The 21,282-nt window shown below is 39.1% G+C and carries 14 protein-coding genes and 1 tRNA gene; 8 read left to right on the top strand and 7 right to left on the bottom strand.

Features of this window, described 5'->3' with window-relative positions:
• The first annotated feature begins 37 nt into the window (after window positions 1-37).
• Both rplQ and H4J61_RS16420 read left to right on the top strand, forming a co-directional pair.
• Complete coding sequence (gene rplQ / locus H4J61_RS16425; protein WP_182137245.1) at window positions 38-445, top strand: 50S ribosomal protein L17; 408 nt, start codon at window positions 38-40, stop codon at window positions 443-445.
• A 167-nt stretch (window positions 446-612) separates the two neighbouring features.
• On the top strand, window positions 613-1,512 hold the full coding sequence (locus tag H4J61_RS16420; protein ID WP_182137246.1) for a phosphoribulokinase: 900 nt from the start codon (window positions 613-615) through the stop codon (window positions 1,510-1,512).
• A gap of 356 nt (window positions 1,513-1,868) precedes the next feature.
• Here the strand turns inward: H4J61_RS16420 and H4J61_RS16415 are convergent, their stop codons facing one another.
• Window positions 1,869-2,273, bottom strand: a complete 405-nt coding sequence (locus H4J61_RS16415) for an OsmC family protein (protein WP_182137247.1) — start codon at window positions 2,271-2,273, stop codon at window positions 1,869-1,871.
• A gap of 287 nt (window positions 2,274-2,560) precedes the next feature.
• Between H4J61_RS16415 and H4J61_RS16410 the strand changes: the two genes are divergently transcribed.
• Window positions 2,561-5,104: a TonB-dependent receptor domain-containing protein gene (locus H4J61_RS16410; RefSeq protein WP_182186340.1), complete on the top strand. Its 2,544-nt coding sequence runs from the start codon at window positions 2,561-2,563 to the stop codon at window positions 5,102-5,104.
• 160 nt (window positions 5,105-5,264) lie between these two features.
• Here H4J61_RS16410 and H4J61_RS16405 read toward each other — a convergent pair.
• Window positions 5,265-5,341: transfer RNA gene (locus H4J61_RS16405), tRNA-Arg, on the bottom strand.
• Between the two features lie 473 nt (window positions 5,342-5,814).
• On the opposite strand from H4J61_RS16405, the gene H4J61_RS16400 reads away from it, so the two are divergent.
• The 4 genes from H4J61_RS16400 to prsR are packed head-to-tail and all read left to right on the top strand — an operon-like array spanning window position 5,815 to window position 13,281.
• On the top strand, window positions 5,815-6,807 hold the full coding sequence (locus H4J61_RS16400) for an efflux RND transporter periplasmic adaptor subunit (protein WP_182186338.1): 993 nt from the start codon (window positions 5,815-5,817) through the stop codon (window positions 6,805-6,807).
• A 5-nt stretch (window positions 6,808-6,812) separates the two neighbouring features.
• A complete protein-coding gene (locus H4J61_RS16395) occupies window positions 6,813-9,857 on the top strand; it encodes an efflux RND transporter permease subunit (RefSeq protein WP_182186336.1) in 3,045 nt (1,014 codons plus the stop codon).
• 3 nt (window positions 9,858-9,860) lie between these two features.
• Window positions 9,861-11,918: an XrtA/PEP-CTERM system histidine kinase PrsK gene (prsK, locus tag H4J61_RS16390; RefSeq protein ID WP_182186333.1), complete on the top strand. Its 2,058-nt coding sequence runs from the start codon at window positions 9,861-9,863 to the stop codon at window positions 11,916-11,918.
• Between the two features lie 13 nt (window positions 11,919-11,931).
• Complete coding sequence (gene prsR, locus H4J61_RS16385; protein ID WP_182186330.1) at window positions 11,932-13,281, top strand: PEP-CTERM-box response regulator transcription factor; 1,350 nt, start codon at window positions 11,932-11,934, stop codon at window positions 13,279-13,281.
• A 592-nt stretch (window positions 13,282-13,873) separates the two neighbouring features.
• Here the strand turns inward: prsR and H4J61_RS16380 are convergent.
• Genes H4J61_RS16380 through H4J61_RS16360 form a run of 5 tightly spaced genes read right to left on the bottom strand, consistent with a single transcriptional unit; the run spans window position 13,874 to window position 19,612 of the window.
• Window positions 13,874-14,905 carry an XrtA/PEP-CTERM system-associated ATPase gene (locus tag H4J61_RS16380; RefSeq protein ID WP_182186583.1) on the bottom strand — a complete coding sequence of 344 codons (1,032 nt, stop codon included), beginning with the start codon at window positions 14,903-14,905 and terminating at the stop codon, window positions 13,874-13,876.
• Window positions 14,906-14,909: 4 nt separating this feature from the next.
• A complete protein-coding gene (locus H4J61_RS16375; RefSeq protein ID WP_182186328.1) occupies window positions 14,910-16,538 on the bottom strand; it encodes a TIGR03016 family PEP-CTERM system-associated outer membrane protein in 1,629 nt (542 codons plus the stop codon).
• Window positions 16,495-17,355 carry an XrtA-associated tyrosine autokinase gene (locus H4J61_RS16370; RefSeq protein ID WP_182186326.1) on the bottom strand — a complete coding sequence of 287 codons (861 nt, stop codon included), beginning with the start codon at window positions 17,353-17,355 and terminating at the stop codon, window positions 16,495-16,497. The genes H4J61_RS16375 and H4J61_RS16370 overlap by 44 nt, the downstream gene beginning before the upstream one ends.
• A gap of 3 nt (window positions 17,356-17,358) precedes the next feature.
• Complete coding sequence (locus tag H4J61_RS16365) at window positions 17,359-18,951, bottom strand: XrtA system polysaccharide chain length determinant (protein WP_182186324.1); 1,593 nt, start codon at window positions 18,949-18,951, stop codon at window positions 17,359-17,361.
• Window positions 18,952-18,988: 37 nt separating this feature from the next.
• Window positions 18,989-19,612, bottom strand: a complete 624-nt coding sequence (locus H4J61_RS16360) for an XrtA/PEP-CTERM system exopolysaccharide export protein (RefSeq protein WP_259363405.1) — start codon at window positions 19,610-19,612, stop codon at window positions 18,989-18,991.
• Window positions 19,613-19,870: 258 nt separating this feature from the next.
• On the opposite strand from H4J61_RS16360, the gene H4J61_RS16355 reads away from it, so the two are divergent.
• On the top strand, window positions 19,871-21,280 hold the full coding sequence (locus H4J61_RS16355; protein ID WP_182186322.1) for a TIGR03013 family XrtA/PEP-CTERM system glycosyltransferase: 1,410 nt from the start codon (window positions 19,871-19,873) through the stop codon (window positions 21,278-21,280).
• Window positions 21,281-21,282: the final 2 nt, after the last annotated feature.

The raw sequence follows: 21,282 nt of genomic DNA, 5'->3' as shown, positions 1-21,282 counted from the left end.
ATCATCGTTTTTTAATAGTTGAGATAAGGATTAACTTATGCGCCATCGTAAAAGCGGTCGCCAGTTAAACCGTAATAGCAGTCATCGTAAAGCGATGTTCCGCAATATGGCAAGCTCTTTAGTGAAGCACGGTTTGATTAAAACGACTGTAGCTAAAGCTAAAGAACTACGTATGGTCGTAGAGCCATTGATTACATTGGCTAAGACCGACAGTGTTGCAAATCGCCGTTTAGCGTTTGCTCGTACACAAGATAAAGAAGTAGTAGGTATTTTATTCAACGAACTTGGTGCTCGTTACCAAGATCGTCCAGGTGGTTACACTCGCATTTTAAAATGTGGTTTCCGTACTGGTGATAAAGCCCCTATGGCTTATGTTGAACTTGTTGACCGCCCAGCAGTAGAAGATGCAGCTGAAGTAGTTGAAGAAGTCAGCGCAGAAGCATAATTTAGTACTTGTACTAAATTTATTCTGACGATATTAAAAGCGGAGCTTAGGCTCCGCTTTTTTGTGCGCTAAAATTACTTACCCTAAGATAAGAACATTAGCTAAAGCTTGACCCGCCTAGTAATACCTCGTATAACAATTGTCCATTAATAATAAGGTCAGCCATTATGTCGTCACGAAATCCTATCATCGCTGTTACCGGTTCTTCGGGTGCAGGCACTTCTACGACAACAGAATCGTTTGAGCATATTTTTCGTTCATTGGGCATTACATCAGCAAACGTTGAGGGAGATAGTTTCCATCGCTACTCGCGCCAAGAAATGGATTTAGAAAAGCGCAAAGCGAAAGAACAGCAACTTAAATTAAGTTACTTTGGCGCTGCGGCCAATGATTTTGACGCCTTAGAAAAATTATTTAAAGACTACTCAGAAACAGGTAAAGGCAAAATGCGCCGTTATCTGCATACATTCGATGAAGCTGTGCCTTATAACCAAATGCCGGGTACTTTTACACCGTGGGAAGCTCTGGGCGAGGGTACGGATCTACTTTACTACGAGGGGTTACATGGCGGAGTTGTTACCGAGAATAATGACGTAGCCAAGCATGTTGATCTACTCATTGGTATGGTACCGATTGTAAACTTAGAATGGATACAAAAGATAATACGTGACACTGACAAGCGCGGTCATAGTCGTGAGGCTGTAACGCAAAGCATTGTGAGAAGTATGGAAGATTACATTTCATTTATAACACCCCAGTTTTCGCGTACCCATATTAACTTTCAAAGAGTACCCACTGTTGATACCTCAAACCCTTTTAGTGCTAAAGCGATTCCAACGTTAGATGAGAGTTTTGTGGTGATTCGTTGCCGTGAATCAAGTCAACTTGATTTCCCCTATTACCTCAGCATGATCGATGGGTCATTTATGTCTCGTATGAACACCTTAGTTGTACCTGGCGGAAAAATGGGTTTAGCGATGGAATTATTATTAACCCCGTTGATTAAAGACTTAATGCTTAAAAAGAGTGAAGCAAACAAACAACTTGATTGGATGAGTGACTTGTAACCCAAGGCTAATACTTTTTAAGCCTGTAACAAATTGTTTGATTTAACCTTTACTGCTTCTGCCGTTCTGCTTCTTTTCTCCCTGTGAATCATTTCTTATTTTACAGGGAGGAAACGATGGGGGAAACAATGAGTAGCGACTGAAAGGAGTTCAGACCAAGTGGTATTTATAACAAGTCTATTAATATCGGCTAGTATCTAAGCCTTGGTATCTTGATGCTGGCTATTTAATCTTTAATCAGCAAGCTGACTTTAGCATTCAATATAAAAAGCTTAAAGCGCTGCTAGGGTAAAAAGAAAGTTACCCTAGCAGCCACAAAGAAAGTTACCCTAGCAGCCACAATGATGGCAAATCCGTTACCGGCTAATAACCTCGAAGTCGTGAGTAATATTAACCGACTTATTAAGCATCAATGCTACCGAGCAATATTTATCGGCAGATAAACTGACCGCACGCTCAACATGCTTAGTACCTACATCGTCACCTTGAATAACGAAATGTAAGTGGATATCAGAAAATAATTTTGGCACAGAATCAACACGCTGAGCTGATATTTCAACTTTACAGCTAGTAATAGTTTGTCGTGCTTTTTCCAATATACTCACCACATCAACGGAAGAACAAGCGCCTAGAGATATTAATACACTTTCTAATGGGCTTGGCGCAAGAGCACCTGCGTTCGCATCTAATACAATCGTGTGGCCACTTTCAGAGGTGCCGATAAACATTTCTTCGCCGATCCATTTTACCTGTGCTTTCATTTATATCTTCCTGAGTGTTAAATTCAGCTGAATCTTAACTATTTATAATAACATTAGCTACTAACTCCAATGACATTTGTTGCTAAAATCATATCAATGGCGGCTAGGCAAATCTAAGTCTATTTATATTGTTATCAATGAAACTTTTGTTGATCGCAGGACAAATCAGGCAAATATTGGATCGCCTGTTAATTGTCAATAAAATGATGGAAAAATGTTTAGTTTCACTGTAAATTTATCGCCACAAATTTGTGGTTTTTTCTATTTCTAAATTAAAGGTGAAAAAGTTGTTCTTTAATAAATACTTTCGTTTACACACCCTAGCTATCGCTATAGGTACATCATTTTCTTGCTCATCATCTTTTGCGGCTGCTACAGCCTCTGTTGATGAAAGTTTAGAAACCATTGCAATACTTGGCTCTCGTGTTTCAAGTAGAACAGCAACTGAGTCAAGTTCCCCCATTGATATTATTTCCAGTGAGTCACTAACTAAAGGTGGTTTTAGCGAATTAGGTCAAAGTCTTCAGGCGATGGCTCCGTCATTTAACTTTAGTAGAACGCAAGTATCAGATGGCTCTGATTTATTTAGACCGGCAACGCTTCGAGGTCTACAACCTGATCAGACCTTAGTGCTAGTCAACGGCAAGCGACGTCATAATCAAGCCATTTTTGGTTTAAATGGTACCGTTGGTGCCGGTGCTGCCGGTACTGATATGAATGCAATCCCCATGACCGCGTTAAAAAATGTGCAAATACTTCGCGACGGTGCCGCTGCTCAGTACGGCTCTGATGCCATAGCGGGTGTGATAAACCTTGAGCTTAAAGACAGCACAAATGTGACATCGGGCTTTATCCAAACAGGTGCTACAGGAGAGGGCGACGGTGATGTTTTAGTTGCAGGCTTAAATACGGGTTTTGATTTAGGCAACGAGGGCGGATTTATTAATTTAACCGCTGAATATAGAGATTACGACGGCACTAATCGCGCGCAAAAAGATACCGGCGGCAGTTCAACGACGCCACCAGGTACTTTATCTGAAAAGGTACGATGGGGCCAAGGTAATGCTGAATCAAGCTTTAAGTCATTTTTCTATAACGCCATGCTACCATTAGAAAATATGGAGCTTTATGCTTTTGGCGGATACTCAAATAGAACCGCTTTAGGTAATGGCTTTTACCGTAGCTTTAATGAAGCCGAAAAGAATGTCCCCCAAATCTATCCAGATGGCTTTTTACCTAGAATTGATAATGAAGCACAAGATATATCAACAGCATTGGGTCTAAGGGGGGAGCTAAGTGATGATTGGGTTTTTGATGTTTCCGCTACCTATGGCGAAAATGAATATGACTTTTATTCAAACAATACTATCAACGCTTCTTATGCTGCAGAATATCTAGCACTGAACCCTACCGCAAGCGATCAAGACATTGCTAATAATGCCGGCCCAACATCAGGTTACTCTGGTGGCTTTAGGTATGATCAATTAACCTTTAACGCTGATATTTCAGGGCTTATTGAAATGAATAATGGCGAAACGCTGTTTGTTGCTTTTGGTGCTGAATATCGCCAGGAAAATTATGAAATTGTTGCCGGTGAAGTAGCCTCTTATGCTTGTGGTGCAAATAATAGTTCAACCTCTTCTGCGTCTGTGATCGACAGTAATGTTTTCGCGGGTTGTGGTTTTCAAGCTTATCCAGGCTTAAGACCAGATGCAGCAAATGATGCAGACCGTCACAGCTATGCCTTATATCTTGATCTTGAACAGCAAATAACAGAGCAATGGAACTTAGGCGCAGCATTGCGTTATGAAGATTTCTCTGAAGCTGGCAGCAAGCTCATCGGTAAGTTATCAACGCGTTATGAACTTACAGATAGTTTAGCCGCTAGGGGAGCAGTATCAACAGGTTTTAGAGCACCATCTCTTCAGCAAAGTGCATATACTGCCTATACCACTAATTTAGGTGCAGGTGGCGTGTTATTGTCATCATTCACCGCAACAGCGGGTTCAGCATTTCCCTCAGCATTAGGTGTAGACAGTTTACAGCTTGAAACATCTAAAAATTTAAGCTTAGGGCTGGTTTATGATGTTAACAGTGCACTGTCGGTATCTTTAGATGCCTATCGAGTAAAGATTGATGACCGTATTACCTTAGGCAGTTTGTTGAATGCGGATAACGTGTCATTTAACACTGAAGCAGTGACGGCGCTAAACGCTACAGGGGCAGTACAAGGTAATTACTTCTCAAATGCAGTGAACTCAACTACCCAAGGGCTTGACCTTGTTATTACTTATCAGACAGAGCTATTAGCAGGTAATTTAGACGTAACGCTCGCGGGTAATTTAAATGAGACTACAATTGATAGTGTAAACTCGCCAGAAGGTATTCCAGAAACTGTCGCGTTAGACGATTTACAACGTAGCTTCTTAACGGATGGACAACCGAAACAACGTGCTACTTTGACCTTTGACTATAGTAACCAAGCATGGAGTGGCGTTATTCGAGCCAATTACTATGGTGAAACTGACATTATGTATTTTGGTAATGATCATATCGGACTACCGGGATTTTTATCACCAACAGGCACTTTTAAACCGTCCAGTGTCGTAGAGTCAGCAGTATTAATTGACGTTAATTTAGCGTATCAGCTTAGCGATACTTTGCAATTATCTGCCGGTATAAATAACGTATTTGATAAGACACCCGACGAGCTTGGTGAAGATGAAGTGTTAAACTTCATTACTAATGGCGCCTTTAAATACCCGGTCAGAGCACTACCTTATGGCTTCGATGGCATGAGCTATTACGCTCGAGTAAACTTTAGTTTCTAGTGCCTAGTTTCTAGTCTCTAGTTTAGAAGATTACATTAAATTTTATTATCATTAGAGCACTACACAGTAGTGCTCTTTTTATTTAATAACAGCCATAATCTGAGGTTTGAATGAGCGCTTGGTAAGTAACTGAAATTAATCTAGGCATCTCTTGAGAAAGTGGCCCACCCGACAGGAATCGAACCTGTGACCACACGCTTCGGAGGCGTGTACTCTATCCAGCTGAGCTACGGGTGGTTTTTGACTTGTATTACATAGGTACAACAAACAATAAATTATCAATCAATAAGAATAAAATTATCTAATGATCAAATTGATTGTTAACGCTTTATTAATCAACTTACCTTTTAGAGACATTGCTGTATCTAGCTAAGCCATAGGAGCATATTGAAAAGATTTAAGCGCGGCAAATACTATAGATTATCGTCGTTTATGTCTAGAAGATTGCGACATTTATTATGTAAAAACTTCACTTGTGAGTTATTTATGTAAATTAGCTTTAAATGCGCTATTAATCTGGCTGCATAACAAGGTGTTTGAGCGGTTTGCACTAGGCGACGAATAGGCCATTACATTAACATAAGATTAATATATTGTTAATGTAATGGGGAAAAAGATGTACTTTCGTCATGAAGATGCCTAAAGTAAAGACCATAATATCTTTTATCTCAAGACGCTATAAGTAAACACTTGGAAGTAAACACTTGGCTATGAAACGATTCTTAATTGTATTTACCTTATCACTTATTTCAATAGCGAAACCGTTATTGGCTCAGTCATATGATACAGAAGTTATCAGCGCTGAACTTTACCGTGACATCATTGAACGTACTGGCAAGCTTGATTACAAGAGAACATTGAGCCTGTCATTTAAAACTAGTGGCTACTTAACGTTACTCAGTATTGACGAGGGCGAGCAATTTAAGAAAGGGCAATTGTTGGCGTCGCTTGATATTACTGAGTTAACAGAACAGAAAAATTCCAACTATGCACAAATGACACAAGCAAAGCGTGAAGTGAAACGCATTAGTGGTTTAATGGATAATCAACTGGCTTCTGAGCGCGATATGGACGCCGCTATCACTCGAGTAGAAATTACTCAGGCGGCTTATCAAGTAGCTTATTATAATTTAGTCAAAGCCAAAATATACGCACCGTTTTCAGGCGTTGTTTTAGCCCGCGATACAGAGCTTGGTGAGTTTCAAAGCCCAGGCCATCAAGCACTGAAAGTTGCCAAGCTAGACTGGGTGGTAAAAGTGGCACTAACGGGCCAAGAAATTAGCCAAGTTCGATTAGGTCAAAAAGCCAGCGTAGCTTTAAGTCAAACCGGTATTGTTGAAGGCATTATTAGTAAAATCCCTGCCATGGCTAATGAAAGCAGCCACTTATTCATTATTGAGGTTTTGTTACCGAAAATAAAAATAACCTCAGGTATGATCGCGGGACAACTTGCCAAAGTTAGCATCGCTTTTGAAAGTGACAAGTTTGTTTATCAGCTGCCAATCGCAGCACTTGTTGCTGTTGATGACGAAGATAAAGCCATTTTTATTGTACAGTCATCAGATAATTCAGTTTTTAAAGAGCAGAGTTTCCAAGTCTTCCAGATAGACAATGATTATGTCTACTTAAAAGCAGTGCGTAATAGCCAACCTTTAAAAATAGTCACTAAAGGTTGGCAAAATATCGTCGTGGCTGGAAATTAGTTATTATGCAGCTCCCTCGTATTGCCATAAAAAATGCTCAGTTTACCTTCACTATTGTTGTGCTGATGGTACTTGTTGGCATTGTTTCCTATTTTCATATGCCTCGTTCTGAAGACCCTCAATTTGATATTCCAATTACCTTGCTGGAAATTATCTACCCAGGCGCGTCACCTACTGATATTGAAACCTTAGTGGTTGACCCGCTTGAAGAAGAATTTTCTGATATTGAAGGCATTAAAAAAATTGAGTCACAAATTAAAAATGGTGGTGCCCGCATCGAGGTAACTTTTTTATATGGTAGCGATCCAAATACCGCTTATAACGAAGTTAAACAAGCGGTATCAACGGTCAAGCCAAGCTTACCTCAAGGTGTACAAGATCTCTTAGTGTTAAAAGCAACACCCACTAGTGTGGCTATTATTCAGTTGGCGCTTTGGAGTGAAACCACTGACTATAAAAGTATGGAATTTCACGCAAAACAGCTTGAAAAACGTTTAGAAGCTATTGAAGCGGTAAAAAAAGCCGATATATGGGGTTATCCCACACAAGTGGTTGCCGTAGATTTAAACCTTGAAATGTTAAAACACTACGGCATTAGTATGCTCACCATTAATAGTTTGCTACAAAAACGGGCTATTAACATCACACCCGGTTTTGTTGACGCTAATACACGGCGATTTAACGTTAAAACCAGTGGTAACTTTCAACATATTGACGAGCTTAACAACACAGTGGTATTTTCGAATGACACGGGCGTTATTCGTTTGAAAGATATCGCCAGTGTCGGTTTTTCTAGTAGAGAGCCGAGCTATTTGGCGTACTATGATACCAAGCCTGTGATATTTTTGACGGTAGAGCAAAGATCAAATACCAATATATTTGCGCTCACTGAAGCCATCGATGAAGAAATATTGGCGTTTAAACAAACCCTGCCTGACACCATTAAAACAGCCATGCTGTTTAAACAATCTGACGGTGTAGAAAATCGCGTTAACGGCTTTTTTGATAACTTATGGCAAGGTTTAGTACTTGTCGGGCTAATGTCATTAATATTTTTAGGGTTACGCGAAGCTATTGTGGTCATTATTGCCATCCCATTGTCTTTCTTAATTGCTATTGGTTGGCTCGATTTTGCCGGTTTTGGCCTGCAACAAATGTCTATCGTGGGGTTAATTATTGCCTTAGGTTTGTTAGTTGATAATGCCATTGTCGTCACAGAGAGTATTCACCGGGAAAAGAAAAATGCACCAACGTTGGCGCAAGCCTCGGCAGTAGGCACCAGTAAAGTCGGTTGGGCCATTACGAGTGGCACAGTAACGACCATGTTGGCTTTTTTACCCATGCTTATGCTGGCGAGCGACACAGGTGATTTTGTGCGTTCGATGCCAGTGACTGTGGTATTGGTACTGTTGGCGTCTTTGCTGATTGCCCTAACACTTACCCCCTTACTGGCCAGTAAATTTTTTAGTCAAAAACCCAGTAAAGTTAAAGCGCTACAACATTATGCCAACCTATTTGCTGAGCGCTATTATGTTGGGTGGCTAGGTCGTTTAATGAATATAAAAATTATCATGTTAGTGCTCGCCTTCGTCGCCTTATTTGCTATGGCATCTCTCTTTGGGCAAGTAGGTGTGAGCTTATTTCCGAAAGCTGAAAAAGCAATGTTGTTAATTGACGTTGAAACACCGGCTAATTCATCATTAGATTATACCAACGATGTTATGCACTCGATGACCGCATTTATTAAAACTCAACCCTATGTTGATAAAGTTGCCCTTAATGTTGGTAGCTCTAATCCCCGTATTTATTACAACGAAATTCCTAAACGTGGTGTAGCAAGTTATGGTCAAGTGCTATTGGTATTGCAGTCATATGATGAAACAGCAGTAAATACTTTGGTCAAAGCGTTACGAGCAGAATTTTCACAATGGCATCAAGCAAAAATTACTGTGAAAGAATTTACTCAAGGCCCGGTGACTGATCAGCCGATTACCGTTAGATTGATCAGCGAATCCTTATCTGATCTTGAAGAGGTTGCTGGTGATTTACAAAGCCAAATGGCTGCAATTGAAGGTGTGATTAATATAGATAACCCTATTGGTATTGCCAATACTGAATTAGCCTTAGCGATAGATTATGATAAAGCGGCACTGTCAGGCATTGACATAAATCAGTTGGATAATAGTATTCAAACCGCGCTCTCAGGCACATTTATTGGACAATTTAATGATGTTAATGGTGAAAACTATCCTATTTTAGTACGTCGGCCTAAAAGTGGTTTAACTGGGCTTTCTGATATAACGATTGTTAATCAACAAGGAGAGAGTATTCCTTTAGGCCAGTTTGTTGAGATAAAATTGCAGAAAGGCCGGACAGATTTTTTTCATTATCAAAAGTTACGTATGGCACGCGTATCAGCTGATGCAGCCCAAGGTTATTCTGTGCAAGCCATCACCAGTGAAGTGGTTAACTACCTAGACAAGTATACATTGCCAGCAGGTATGTATTACCGCTTAGGCGGAGAAGAAGAGTCTCGACAAGAGTCTTTTTCCGGCCTGTCACAAATTATGTTAATAACCGCTATCGGTATTTTTGCTATTCTAGTGTTGCAGTTTAAATCATTTTCACAGCCACTGATCATTTTTACTTCAATACCTTTTGCTATGGCAGGCGCAGTATTTGGCTTGTATTTAACTAACCTGTCATTTTCTATGATGGCTTTTATTGGCTTGATAAGCCTCTTTGGTATTGTGGTTAATAATGCCATTATTTTAATCGACACAACCAACCGAAATTTATCAACAGGTTTAGATAAAAAACAAGCTATTTTATCTGCCAGTGCCACGCGTTTTACGCCGATATTATTAACAACAATGACGACTATTGGCGGTTTATTACCCTTAACACTTTTTGGTGGCAGTTTGTGGCAACCCTTGGGTGTCGTTATTATTTCTGGCTTATGTGTCTCGGCTATTGCGAGTTTTATCATTGTGCCCATACTCACCGAGTTATTTACAAAAACAGGCCCTTCAAGAAAGATCAAAGCATAATTTATGGATTTTATTGGTTTATTAGGCTTCTCTTTAGCCGTCGTGGTCTATGTATTACTCGCACTGCTGATTATTGCTGCCCGTAACCGCAGCTTAATTGCACAGGCGGTATTATTTTGTACCTTAGTCACGTTAAGCAGTAATCTAGTGGCTGCCCTACAAATTAAATTAGGTTATGGCCTGCAATGGGCTATGTTAGCAGATGGCATTAAAATAGCCTGTTGGTCGTTATTAATTATTTTATTTAATACTGAACATCGTGACTTTAAAGCACTGATGAGCAATTACACCGTTCGCCAATACCTTGGTGTTTGGCTACTGTTGATGTTGGGCTGTTGGCTAGCAAGCTACTGGTTAGATTCCGCCTACAAATATATATTCTTGCTGTTTATCGTGCTTAATTTGTGGATATTGGTGTTGCTTGAACAGCTTTATCGCAATGCTAGCCGACAAGTGCGTTGGGCTATTTGGCCCTTGGTCGTCGCTCTTGCCAGTGTTGCTATATTTGACTTTGTGCTATATGCACAAGCTGCCATGGTTGATGGCATTGATTTTAACTTTTGGTTTAGCCGAGGTTTCTTAGCGCTACTTGTTGCACCACTTTTATTGATCAGCATTCGCCGTATTAACAATGGCGAAGTGCGTATTTTTGTCTCTCGTCACGTTGTTTTTTACAGCTCAATGCTGATGATAGCAGGCGCTTACTTACTGTTAATGTCATTTACTGGTTATGTTATAAATTACCTAGGCGGACAATGGGGTGATTTAGTTAGCATTGGCTTTTTAATGCTCAGTGGTATTGTCCTTGTTGCTTTGCTGATTACAGAGTCTTTGCGCCGTCGCGTTAAAGTTTTTATCGCCAAAAACTTTTTTGCCAATAAATATGAATATCGCGACGAGTGGTTAAATCTGATTGAAAAAATCGAAACGGCTAGCGGCGAAAGTCATTATCAAATGGCAACACACATTATGATGTCTAAAGTAGATGCTTCACGTGGGGCGATCATTAAAAAGTTTACCAACCAACAATATCAAATTCAATACAGCGATGGGCTTGAAATCAATGAAGAGATAGAAAAACAGCTTTTGGAGGTTGGGCTATTCTGCCACCAAAAAGGTTGGATAGTTGACGTCAATGAATACGAAAACTCTCCTTTGCTTTATCCTGAGTTAACCTTAGATGTTGCGCTATGTCGGTCTAACAAGATTCAGATTATAGTGCCAATATTTATTGGCAAAGCATTTTATGGCTTATTTTTACTTGCTGATGAAAATGAACTCAAAGGATTAAATTGGGAGGACAGAGATTTATTATTTGCCATATCTAAACAACTTGGCAATTTTATTTCACTCTATGAAGCCACCGATAAGCTCAGTGAATCAAAGCAATTTGATGCCTTTAATCGTATGTCAGCATTTTTGGTACATGATCTGAAAAATGTTCAGGCGCAATTAGCCTTAATTACGTCAAATGCCGAAAAGCATCGCAATAATCCTGAATTTATTGATGACGTTTTTGAAACGGTCGAATCAGCAACACAAAGGCTAGAAAAAGTATTGTCTCAACTGCGAAAAAAACAGATTGAGCAGTCTTCTCATAGCCAGACTGATTTAGCTACAATCGTTCAAAAAGTTGTTTCGCAATGTAATCAAAGCTTACCAAGGATTGAATTTGAGCAACACGGTAGTTGTGTGACTTATATAGATAGTGAATCTTTTCAGTCTGTTATGCATCATTTGATACAAAATGCACAAGAGGCAACAACAAAGGATGGCTGGATAAAAGTATCCCTTATTGAAAAAAAACGCACCATTAGAATTATCATTGCAGATAATGGCTGTGGCATGAGTGAAGAATTTATTAAAAGTCGACTGTTTCGACCTTTTGACTCAACCAAAGGTAATGCTGGCATGGGCATTGGGGTATTTGAAGCAAAGCAGTTTTTTGAAAATATGGCGGGTATTATCAAAGTAGCAAGTACGCCTAAACAAGGAACAGTTTTTACTATTGATCTGCCATTAAAATTAGCGGGCGCAATAAGCGGTCAAGATTTACTATAAGGATCCAACCAGCATGGAAAAGTTGTTAATCGTAGACGATGATAAAGGCATCCAAAAGCAATTAAAATGGAGTTTATCTGATTACGATGTTGTACTCGCAGGCGATCGTGAAAGCGCGATTGCTGCAGTTCGCCGTCATGAACCTAAAGTTATCACCTTAGATTTGGGCTTACCACCCGATCCAGCTAACGCGTCAGAAGGTCTGGCTGCATTAAAAGAAATTTTGACTATTGCACCCCATAGTAAAGTTATTGTCATCACCGGCAATGATGATCGAACCCATGCGTTAGCAGCGATTTCTGCTGGCGCGTATGACTTTTATCAAAAGCCGATTGAAACTGACGTGATTAATGTCATTGTTTCTCGTGCATTTAGTTTGGCAGCCATTGAAGAAGAAAACCGGAAAATGCGGGCGGTTGCCGGTAGTGATATGGGTATTATTGGCAACAGTGAGAGTATTGAACGTTTGCGCATGATGGTAAAACGTATTGCTCCAACAAGCATAACAGCTTTACTGTTAGGCGAAAGTGGCACCGGTAAAGAGGTAGCGGCTAATGCTGTGCACTTAGCGAGTGATCGTAAAAAAAAGCCTTTTATTGCGATAAATTGTGCCTCTATTCCAGAGACTTTATTAGAAAGCGAATTATTTGGTTTTGAAAAAGGCGCTTTTACTGGCGCGCACCGGACCACCAAAGGAAAAATTGAATGTGCAGAAGGTGGGACATTATTTCTCGATGAAATTGGTGATATGCCCTATAGTTTACAAGCCAAATTATTACGCTTTTTGCAGGAAAAAAATATAGAGCGTCTTGGCGGCCGACAAGAAATTTCAGTTGATGTTAGAGTTGTTTGCGCGACAAATCAAAATCTTGAACAGATGGTTGCTGATAAGACCTTTCGAGAAGATTTGTTTTATCGTGTGAGTGAAATTACTTTAAATATTCCGCCGTTGCGTGATCGAGATGAAGACGTCATCATCCTTGCACAGTACTTTCTTCAACATTATGCTATGGAATATAAGCGTAACGTTAAAAGTTTCTCTGAAGATGCATTAAGCGCGATTAAAGCGCACAAGTGGCCAGGTAATATCCGTGAGTTACAAAACAAGGTTAAAAGTTCGGTTATTATGACGACTGGCACACAGGTCACCGCAATAGACTTAGGCTTCTTTGATCATCAAGATAAAAGTTTTGAACTCTCACTTAATTTACGTGTAGTACGTGAGCAAGCTGAATCAATCGCCATTCAAAAAGCCTATACACTATCTGACGGCAACATGTCTAAAGCTGCTGATTTGCTTGGTGTAACCCGACCAACACTTTATTCATTAATAGAAAAGTATGGGTTAAAAGTTAATGGTTAAATATCATTTAACTTGATGGACTAAAATTCAACCTACATTGATCCTAGGGGTGATAATCTCCCTTAGGAAATTTTTTGTAGGTCGGACTTCAGTCCGTCAATCGTTAAGCGGGTAATTAACCTGATAGGCCAAAAAACATTCGCAGTGGTTACACTTCATCGATTGGCATTTAGCTCAACCCAAGCAGGGCAATTTTTTTGTAGGTCACACTTCAGTCCGTCAATCGTTAAGCGGGGGATTAACCTGATAGGCCAAAAAATATTTGTAGTGGCAACTATTTCATCGATTGGCATTTAGCTCAACCCAAGCAGGGCAATTTTTTTGTAGGTCGGACTTCAGTCCGTCAATCGTTAAGTGGGCAATTAACCTGATAGGCCAAAAAAATTCGCAGTGGATTACAATTTCATCGATTGGCATTTAGCTCAACCTAGGCAGGCAATTTTTTTGTAGGTCGGACTTTAGTCCGTAAATGGTTAAGCGGGTGATTAACGTGATGGGCCAAAAAACATTCGCAGTGGTTACACTTCATCGATTGGCATTTAGCTCAACCTACGCTTAAACTGCGCAGGCAAAGCTATAACCATAAGGTGGGTTATTTTTGGGTGCTCTCGTCTGTATTGGTGTAAATACGGCTTTTATGTTTGAGTATTTTATCAACATAACGAGCCATTTTTATTTTTTGTTTTATATTACCTTCCAATATTTCTTCAACTTCTCTTAATATCTCTTTAATGCTTTCCACTTTTTCTGAAGAATTGACCACAACTTGACTTGGCTCATTACTGACCAGCTCTGCGGTATTTAGTGAGCCGGTAAGTTCAACTGTCATTTCTTGTGCAACTTCATTAATCGCATTAGTGTCTATACTTTTAAGTTCCTCCAAAAAACCAAATAAAAGTAAGCGGTCAACAAAAATATTTATCTTTCGTGGCACACCAAGTGTTTTCTCATGAATGAGGTCAAATGCCGCATTGGAAAACAAATCATCTTTAATACAACCTGCCTGGTGCAAGCGATGATTTATGTATTCCTTCACTTCTGCTTTTGATAAAGGTTTCAAATGTGCAGAAGCAATAATACGTTGGCGAAACTGCTCCATATTAGGCGCTTGTATAATACCTTTTAGTTCTTCTTGGCCAAGTAAAAAACTCTGTATTAAAGGTTTATTATCCAGCTGGAAATTAGACAACATACGTAACTCTTCAACAGTTTCACTCGGTAAATTTTGCGCTTCATCAACAATTAATAAGGCTCTTTTTCCTTGCTGATGTAATCGAATTAGAAATTTTTCAATGCCTTGCAGTAAATCTGCTTTGCTATTACCAATAACAGAGATGTCAAATTCTGAAGCGACTAACTCAAGTAACTCCTGAGGGTTTAGTTTAGTGGTAACAAGCTGAGCTGCTACGATACTTTTATCACCTAAGTTATTTAATAAATTGCGGGCGATAGTAGTTTTTCCAGTACCTATTGGCCCAGTAACCACGATAAACCCTTCACCTTGATCTAAGCCATATTGAAGGTATGACAGGGCTCTTTGATGATGACTAGAAGCAAAAAAGAATCTTGGATCGGGACTTAATTGAAATGGTCTTTCTTTAAAACCATAATAACTTTCATACATACGACTAGAAGCCTTTGGTAATTTTGGCGCTAACGCGGCCTTCTTCATAATTGAGCGGAGCATTGCCAGAGCTTCTGTTTAGATAGCTCACAGCGACATTAAAAGACAATGCACTATTTAAGGATGTTTCGTAGTCTAGTTGGTAACGTCGATACCTATCAGTACGCTCTAGCTCGGTATCAAGTTGCAAGCTAGTTTCAGTATAAGATAAAGTAAAACCAGCACTAGAACGGCCACTGACTCTTCGTTTTATGCTTAAACTTGCTGAGCTCAATTCGTCTTCAATACGGGTGTCGAGATTTTCTCTATTTTGCTGACTCGCATTAAAACTAATCGTTGTGCGTGGCAGTGTCAGTGAAGAGTTCCAGCTCAGTGTTTTATTAAGTGAAAAAACGTTATCTTCTACTAAAGTAAAATCTTGAATTGCCAATATCACAAAGCCCTGACCGTTAGGGTCATTAGGATTGTCAGGAATAATAGTGTCACCCTCACTGAGAATACACTCCTCTATCAGTAACGAATTATTATTGGGGCATAAATAAAACCCGACGATGTTAGCCGCAAAATTATTACGAGTTAAGGTCTGAATATCTTCAACATAACTAATGGTGTTGGTTAAACGTCTATTTCTATGTGTTAAATCAAGGCCATAACTATTACCATAAAAGCGTTCAGAAAAATTTGCGGATAGTTTGGTACGGGTTGATGGTTGCCATAGCACCGCAGCATCAACATAGGGTTTTTGCTCATCGCCATCAATATCGAGTTTTTTGCCAATCGGCTTATTATACGAAGTATCGAGACGCAGTCGGGGAGAAATTAACCAGCGTACACCTACACCATATGAATTTGATTCTATTGAACGATTTGAATTATTTAAATCACCACTATTGTCTTCATTATAGTAGCGAACAAAAGGATTAATTTTATAGTCAGTGATTAACCCTATTATGGCTTCGCTTTGGCTCTGTTTACCATTCCGGTTATTGTTGCTTAGCTTTTGATAATTATGCTCTAGTGACCAAAAGGCATGTCGAGCGCTTGTGCCGTTGGTACTGTTGATATTGGCAACTACACCTTGACGATTACCAATGTTATCTTCTGAGTTGGTTTGACGATAGCCCAGAGTAGAATTTAAGATAAAATCACTATTATCAATATTATACTCAAGGCCACCGTTATAGGTTTCTACTCGCACAGTATCGGCTGAGACGATATCTGCTAAAGCATTTCTACTGCGATTACGTGATTGGTTTGAAACGTTCACATCACCAAAAAGTACAATGCCGTTAGGCCAAAGCTGAAGCCGTAAATCACTCGCTATCGTGTGGTAGTCATTATCAAGTTTATGATTATGGCTATACAGTGCATAATTACTTTGCGACGACAAAGTAAATTTTGCTTGTTGTGCGGTATAACTGGTTTTTATATTAACCCCAGCTTGGCTTACTAAGCTAGATTGTTGATTGTTAAGAACTAAACCAACATTGTCAGTATAGGTTTCATCAAGATTAATGCTCGGGTCAAATTGCCAATCACCTGCAAAAGCAAAGTTAGAGTAAATCAATGCGAAAAAAACACTAGTGAGTTTAGTTTTTTGTGCCATACCCATAGCCGTAGCCGTAGTAGCCATACAAATCCTTATGAGATCTTATTGCTTTATTAAGTACCAGCCCCAAAGCTAAATTTTCGTTGAGGTGTTCAGTTGCCGCCTGTATATCAACAATTGAGGTTTTTGATTCCTCAACAACAATGACTGCTTGCCCCATTAAATTTGCTAATACCAGTGTTTCTGTGACGCCAATTAATGGCGGGCAATCAAAAATAACGATACGATCGGGATAACGATTAGCCAACTCATTAGCCAATGTGGCCATTTTCTCACTGGCTAATAATTCGTTAGACAAATGGTGTAGTTTCCCAGCCGGTATTAATTTCAATTTATTAATATCGGTATTGTAAATTATATCGCTTACGTGTTCTGTTTTACCCAGTAAATAATCAATCATACCAAGCTGCTCTTCAATACCTAATTCACGCATAACACTTGGCCGTAGAACATCTGCATCGACAAGCAATACCGTTTTATCTTGTTCAAGCGCTATACTTAACGCTAAGTTAATTGCAACAAAGGTTTTACCTTCGTTGGGTTTAGCACTACTGACCATAATTAAATTACTATGGTGTAGTGTTTTTGCCGCTTTACCAAAAGCATTGTTCAGCAGTATTCGCTTGATTTTACGAAATTCGTCTTTGATACTTTTCCGAGTACCGTTATCAATGAGATAACCGCGCTCTGCTAAAGCTATTTTATCAAGGGACAATTCTTGCTTTGGACTTGCGTCAATAGACTCTCTATTGATCTCTTCTAGCGGATATTGAGCCTCCTTAACGGAGGTTTCCAAATTTTTCTGCTGTTGTTTTGCTCGCGCTTTTTCGATAATACTCATAAATTATAAAATCCCTCTAATCGGCGCTAATATGACATTGGGTGCAATGGCATAAAGCATAAAAAATGCCAGCATGATGAAGAGCACACTATTAGAAATAATAAAAATCAGGGTTTTTCGTTTATGCCAACGTTGCAAGCCAAGATTTTCTGTGGCTGACACCACACCAAAGACAGGAATACCCGTAATTTTTGCTACCTGACTACTAGAGGTAACCACGGGATTAACTTGACTAAATAACAGAGATAAGCCAACACCAACACCAAAAGCAAAAATAGTCGAACCCACTAAAAATAGCACGCGTTTGGGTCCAACGGGTGCAGTTGGGGCTCGAGGTGGGTCAATAACTTTAAATTGTATTGGGTTTGTTGTTTCATTGGCTTGTTGAGCTAACAGTGCTGTTTCTTTGCGGTTGAGTAATTGTTCATATTTCTCTTTTGTAATGTTATAGCCACGATTCAATGAGGTTAACTCTGCTTCAATTTCTGGCAAAATGTGAATTTTGCTTTCAAGCTCTTTAACTTGCCGGCGATAATCATTTGCTCGAACAGTAGTTGATGCCACTTGATTTTCTAACTGATTCACTTGTATTTGCAATTGTTGTATAACGGGGTTTTGGCTGCTTAAAAGCTTACTGCCATCGTCATTTTTAGTGCTACTTAAATATTCATCAATTTCTTCACTGCGTTGATTATTTAAGTGAGCAAGTCTGCGTTTAACTTCTTTAACATCAGGGTGCATTTCAGTGTAACGTAATTGCAGTGAATCTAAATTTGCTTCTAATTCAGCAATACGACCGTCATAAGTGGTTTGAATACTATAGGAATTCTTAATGTTATTTTGAGCATTACCACCACTGGACGGAGAAGAGCTTAATTGCGCTTTCGCAGACTTTAATTGAGTCTCTAATTCACGTAAACTTAAATCAATTACTTTTAGTTGCTCTTTTACAAGATTTAACTTTTGATAATAGCCGCCATATTGACCGGGTAAAACGCCACTATATTTTTGTTTGAAATCGGTCAACCTAGACTCAGAGGCTAATAAGCGATTTTCATAGTCTTTGATCTGGGTATCTAAGAATTTTTGTGCTGAGTTGGAATCGTTTCGATTTTCACCTAACGTATTCTCAATAAAAACAGTTAATGCAGAATTAACAACATTTTTTGCCATTTCAGGATCTTTATCTAGATAAGAAATGGTAAAAATATTGTCTGCACGACCACCCGTTTTTCTAATCGTAATATTAGATTTTAAGCGATCAATTAATGACTCATAAGCTGCAGGCGTGGTGGCTTGCACATCTAAATCTGTCATACGCGTTATGCGCTCTAGATTTGGGCGACTTAACAGCGTTTTAATCATTAAACGGATTTGTGTTTGGGGATTTGTTTCAACCGTTAAACCTTTTAACAACGGACCCAGGATAGATTGAGTATCTGCGTATATACGGGCATCAGACTCATACACATTATCAAGTTGAGCAATATAAACCCACGCTAACGGGCATATTAACCAAGTTGATATAATAATAAAGCGACGCTTAAGCCAAATCCCTTTAAGGTAATCTATAATTTGTTCTATAATTTCTTGCATTCCCGACCTCTAAAACAGGTAAATAAAGCTATTACGTTTAAAACCATGTTTCAGGTATTACGATAATATCGCCAGGTAATACATCAACATTTGCTGATATTTCCCCATTTTTAATTAGGTCTTCAATAAATATGTCATATTGTTTTTGTAGACCATTTTCTATACGCACTAATATTGCCCCGTTACCATTGGCAAACTCAGTTAAGCCACCAACGCGGATCATAACGTCTAATAAGGTCATATGTTGAATGTAGTTTACTGCTTTGGGCTGGGCTGCCTCACCAATAATGCGAATTTGCTCACTGAAGGGGCCAACAAAATTATTGACCGTTACGGTCACAACAGGTTCTCGCAAATAGGTAGCAAGTATTTCTTCAATTGAACGGGCAAGTTCTGTGGGTGTTTTGCCTGATACGGGAATATCTTCAACTAGCGAAGTGGTGATCATACCATCAGGACGGACGATAAACGTGCCAGAAACCTCAGGATTACGCCAAACAAAAATATTGACCACATCGCCTGCACCAATTAAATATTTGTATGAGTCAACATCAACAGTGTTTGACGGGTGAAGCTGGGCAGGTGGTAATGTAGGCGAACTACATCCGGTTACAATATAACCTAGGGCAAGAAATATAAGTGCTTTTAATGTATTAGTCATGCATTTTTCCATGGTATTAACCTTTTTATTTACAACCGTTTTTTATATAAGCGATCAGATTGTATTTGATTTTTACATCTGATGCACATTATTTAATATATTGTAAAGATATTGTAAATCAAGTGCATTAAATATACTAACATTTGCACATACTAATCTTTACATTTAGTAATGAATCAACTCTAATAAACACCTGAGAAAATAAAAGCATTGCATGCTGGTTTATTTTTATTCACTAAAAAGGAACTTTCCAACCTTATGTCGAGCCTTAAATTTCGCGACTTATCTTCGGGTAGCAAGTCTTTAGTCCTAATCGAATTTTTCTGTTTTGCGGGGGCACTTTTGCTGAGCTTATACTTAAATATTTTATTTCATTTTGTTGCTTACGATACACAAAACATCACTTTAAACGTGTTGTTTATCCACGCAGTTGTTTTTGCTTTAATGGTTCAGCTTTCATGTTTGGCAATGGGACTTTATAACTCAAAATTAAGGGAGAACTTGCGAGGCGTAATGAGAAGATTACTGGTGTCGGTCGCCATCGGTTTCTTTATTGTTTCTTTGCTCAATCCTATTTACGGTGCTGACGCATTAGCTATTGAGCTACTAGCTATGGCGTCATTGATAAGTTTGTTCATAGTGAGTGCTGTGAGGTATTTAACGCTACGAATAGACTTTTTTGGTTTCAATAAGCGCAACATCCTAGTATTAGGAGGAGGTGAACGTGCCTCGATTATAGAAAGGCGAATGCGTCGTGATGTTGATCGACAAAACTTTTTTATGCATGGCTTTGTTGTCCTTAATGGCGATGCTGACCATGGCATCATCAATGAAAACATCATTAAGTTAGATACCTCATTAGTTAATTACGCGTTAGAGCATCAAATTGATGAAATTGTTGTGGCCAACGACGAGCGCCGAGAAAATCTTCCTGTGGATGAACTTTTTGCCTGCAAAATTAGGGGCGTTGAAATAACAGAAATCCTTGACTTTATAGAGCGTGAAACGGGTCAAATTGCTGTTAATTTAATTTATCCAAGTTGGGTTATATATTCGAATGGCTTTGCATCATCTAATCATTTACGAAACACTTTAGACTGGATTTTTAATGCGGGTATGGGCTTGATTTTACTGATGGTCACTTGGCCTATTATGCTCATTACTACCCTATTAATTAAGTTAGATGAAGGCTTAAAAGCGCCTGTTTTTTATTCTCAAGAGCGTGTTGGCGTAGATGGCCAAGCCTTCAGTATTATTAAATTTAGAAGTATGCGACTTGATGCAGAAAAAAATGGTGCTCAAATGGCCTCAGAAAATGATGATAGAACGACAAGAATTGGCAAGTTTATTAGAAAATATCGCATTGATGAACTACCACAAATATATAACGTAATGCTGGGTGAAATGGGTTTTGTTGGCCCTCGTCCCGAGCGTCCAGAGTTTGTTCAGCAGTTGATTAAGAATATTCCATACTATAATGAACGTCATAACGTTAAGCCGGGCTTAACAGGCTGGGCGCAACTTAAGTACCCATACGGCGCTACAGAAAATGACTCTTTAGAAAAACTAAAATACGATTTGTATTACATCAAACATCGCAGCTTTATGTTGGATTTGTTGATCTTAATTCGTACCGTTGAAATAGTGCTTTTTGGCAAAGGGCGTTAGCC

Source organism: Colwellia sp. MB3u-4 (assembly GCF_014077065.1).
In the GTDB taxonomy this organism is placed as follows: domain Bacteria; phylum Pseudomonadota; class Gammaproteobacteria; order Enterobacterales; family Alteromonadaceae; genus Cognaticolwellia.
This window is presented reverse-complemented; position numbering and strand designations above follow the sequence as displayed.

Bases quoted from the DNA above. Each gene is read 5' to 3' on its own strand.
- rplQ (WP_182137245.1), top strand. From the start codon at position 38: ATGCGCCATCGTAAAAGCGGTCGCCAGTTAAACCGTAATAGCAGTCAT.
- H4J61_RS16420 (WP_182137246.1), top strand. From the start codon at position 613: ATGTCGTCACGAAATCCTATCATCGCTGTTACCGGTTCTTCGGGTGCA.
- H4J61_RS16415 (WP_182137247.1), bottom strand. From the start codon at position 2,273: ATGAAAGCACAGGTAAAATGGATCGGCGAAGAAATGTTTATCGGCACC.
- H4J61_RS16400 (WP_182186338.1), top strand. From the start codon at position 5,815: ATGAAACGATTCTTAATTGTATTTACCTTATCACTTATTTCAATAGCG.
- H4J61_RS16395 (WP_182186336.1), top strand. From the start codon at position 6,813: ATGCAGCTCCCTCGTATTGCCATAAAAAATGCTCAGTTTACCTTCACT.
- prsK (WP_182186333.1), top strand. From the start codon at position 9,861: ATGGATTTTATTGGTTTATTAGGCTTCTCTTTAGCCGTCGTGGTCTAT.
- prsR (WP_182186330.1), top strand. From the start codon at position 11,932: ATGGAAAAGTTGTTAATCGTAGACGATGATAAAGGCATCCAAAAGCAA.
- H4J61_RS16380 (WP_182186583.1), bottom strand. From the start codon at position 14,905: ATGTATGAAAGTTATTATGGTTTTAAAGAAAGACCATTTCAATTAAGT.
- H4J61_RS16375 (WP_182186328.1), bottom strand. From the start codon at position 16,538: ATGGCTACTACGGCTACGGCTATGGGTATGGCACAAAAAACTAAACTC.
- H4J61_RS16370 (WP_182186326.1), bottom strand. From the start codon at position 17,355: ATGAGTATTATCGAAAAAGCGCGAGCAAAACAACAGCAGAAAAATTTG.
- H4J61_RS16365 (WP_182186324.1), bottom strand. From the start codon at position 18,951: ATGCAAGAAATTATAGAACAAATTATAGATTACCTTAAAGGGATTTGG.
- H4J61_RS16360 (WP_259363405.1), bottom strand. From the start codon at position 19,612: ATGACTAATACATTAAAAGCACTTATATTTCTTGCCCTAGGTTATATT.
- H4J61_RS16355 (WP_182186322.1), top strand. From the start codon at position 19,871: ATGTCGAGCCTTAAATTTCGCGACTTATCTTCGGGTAGCAAGTCTTTA.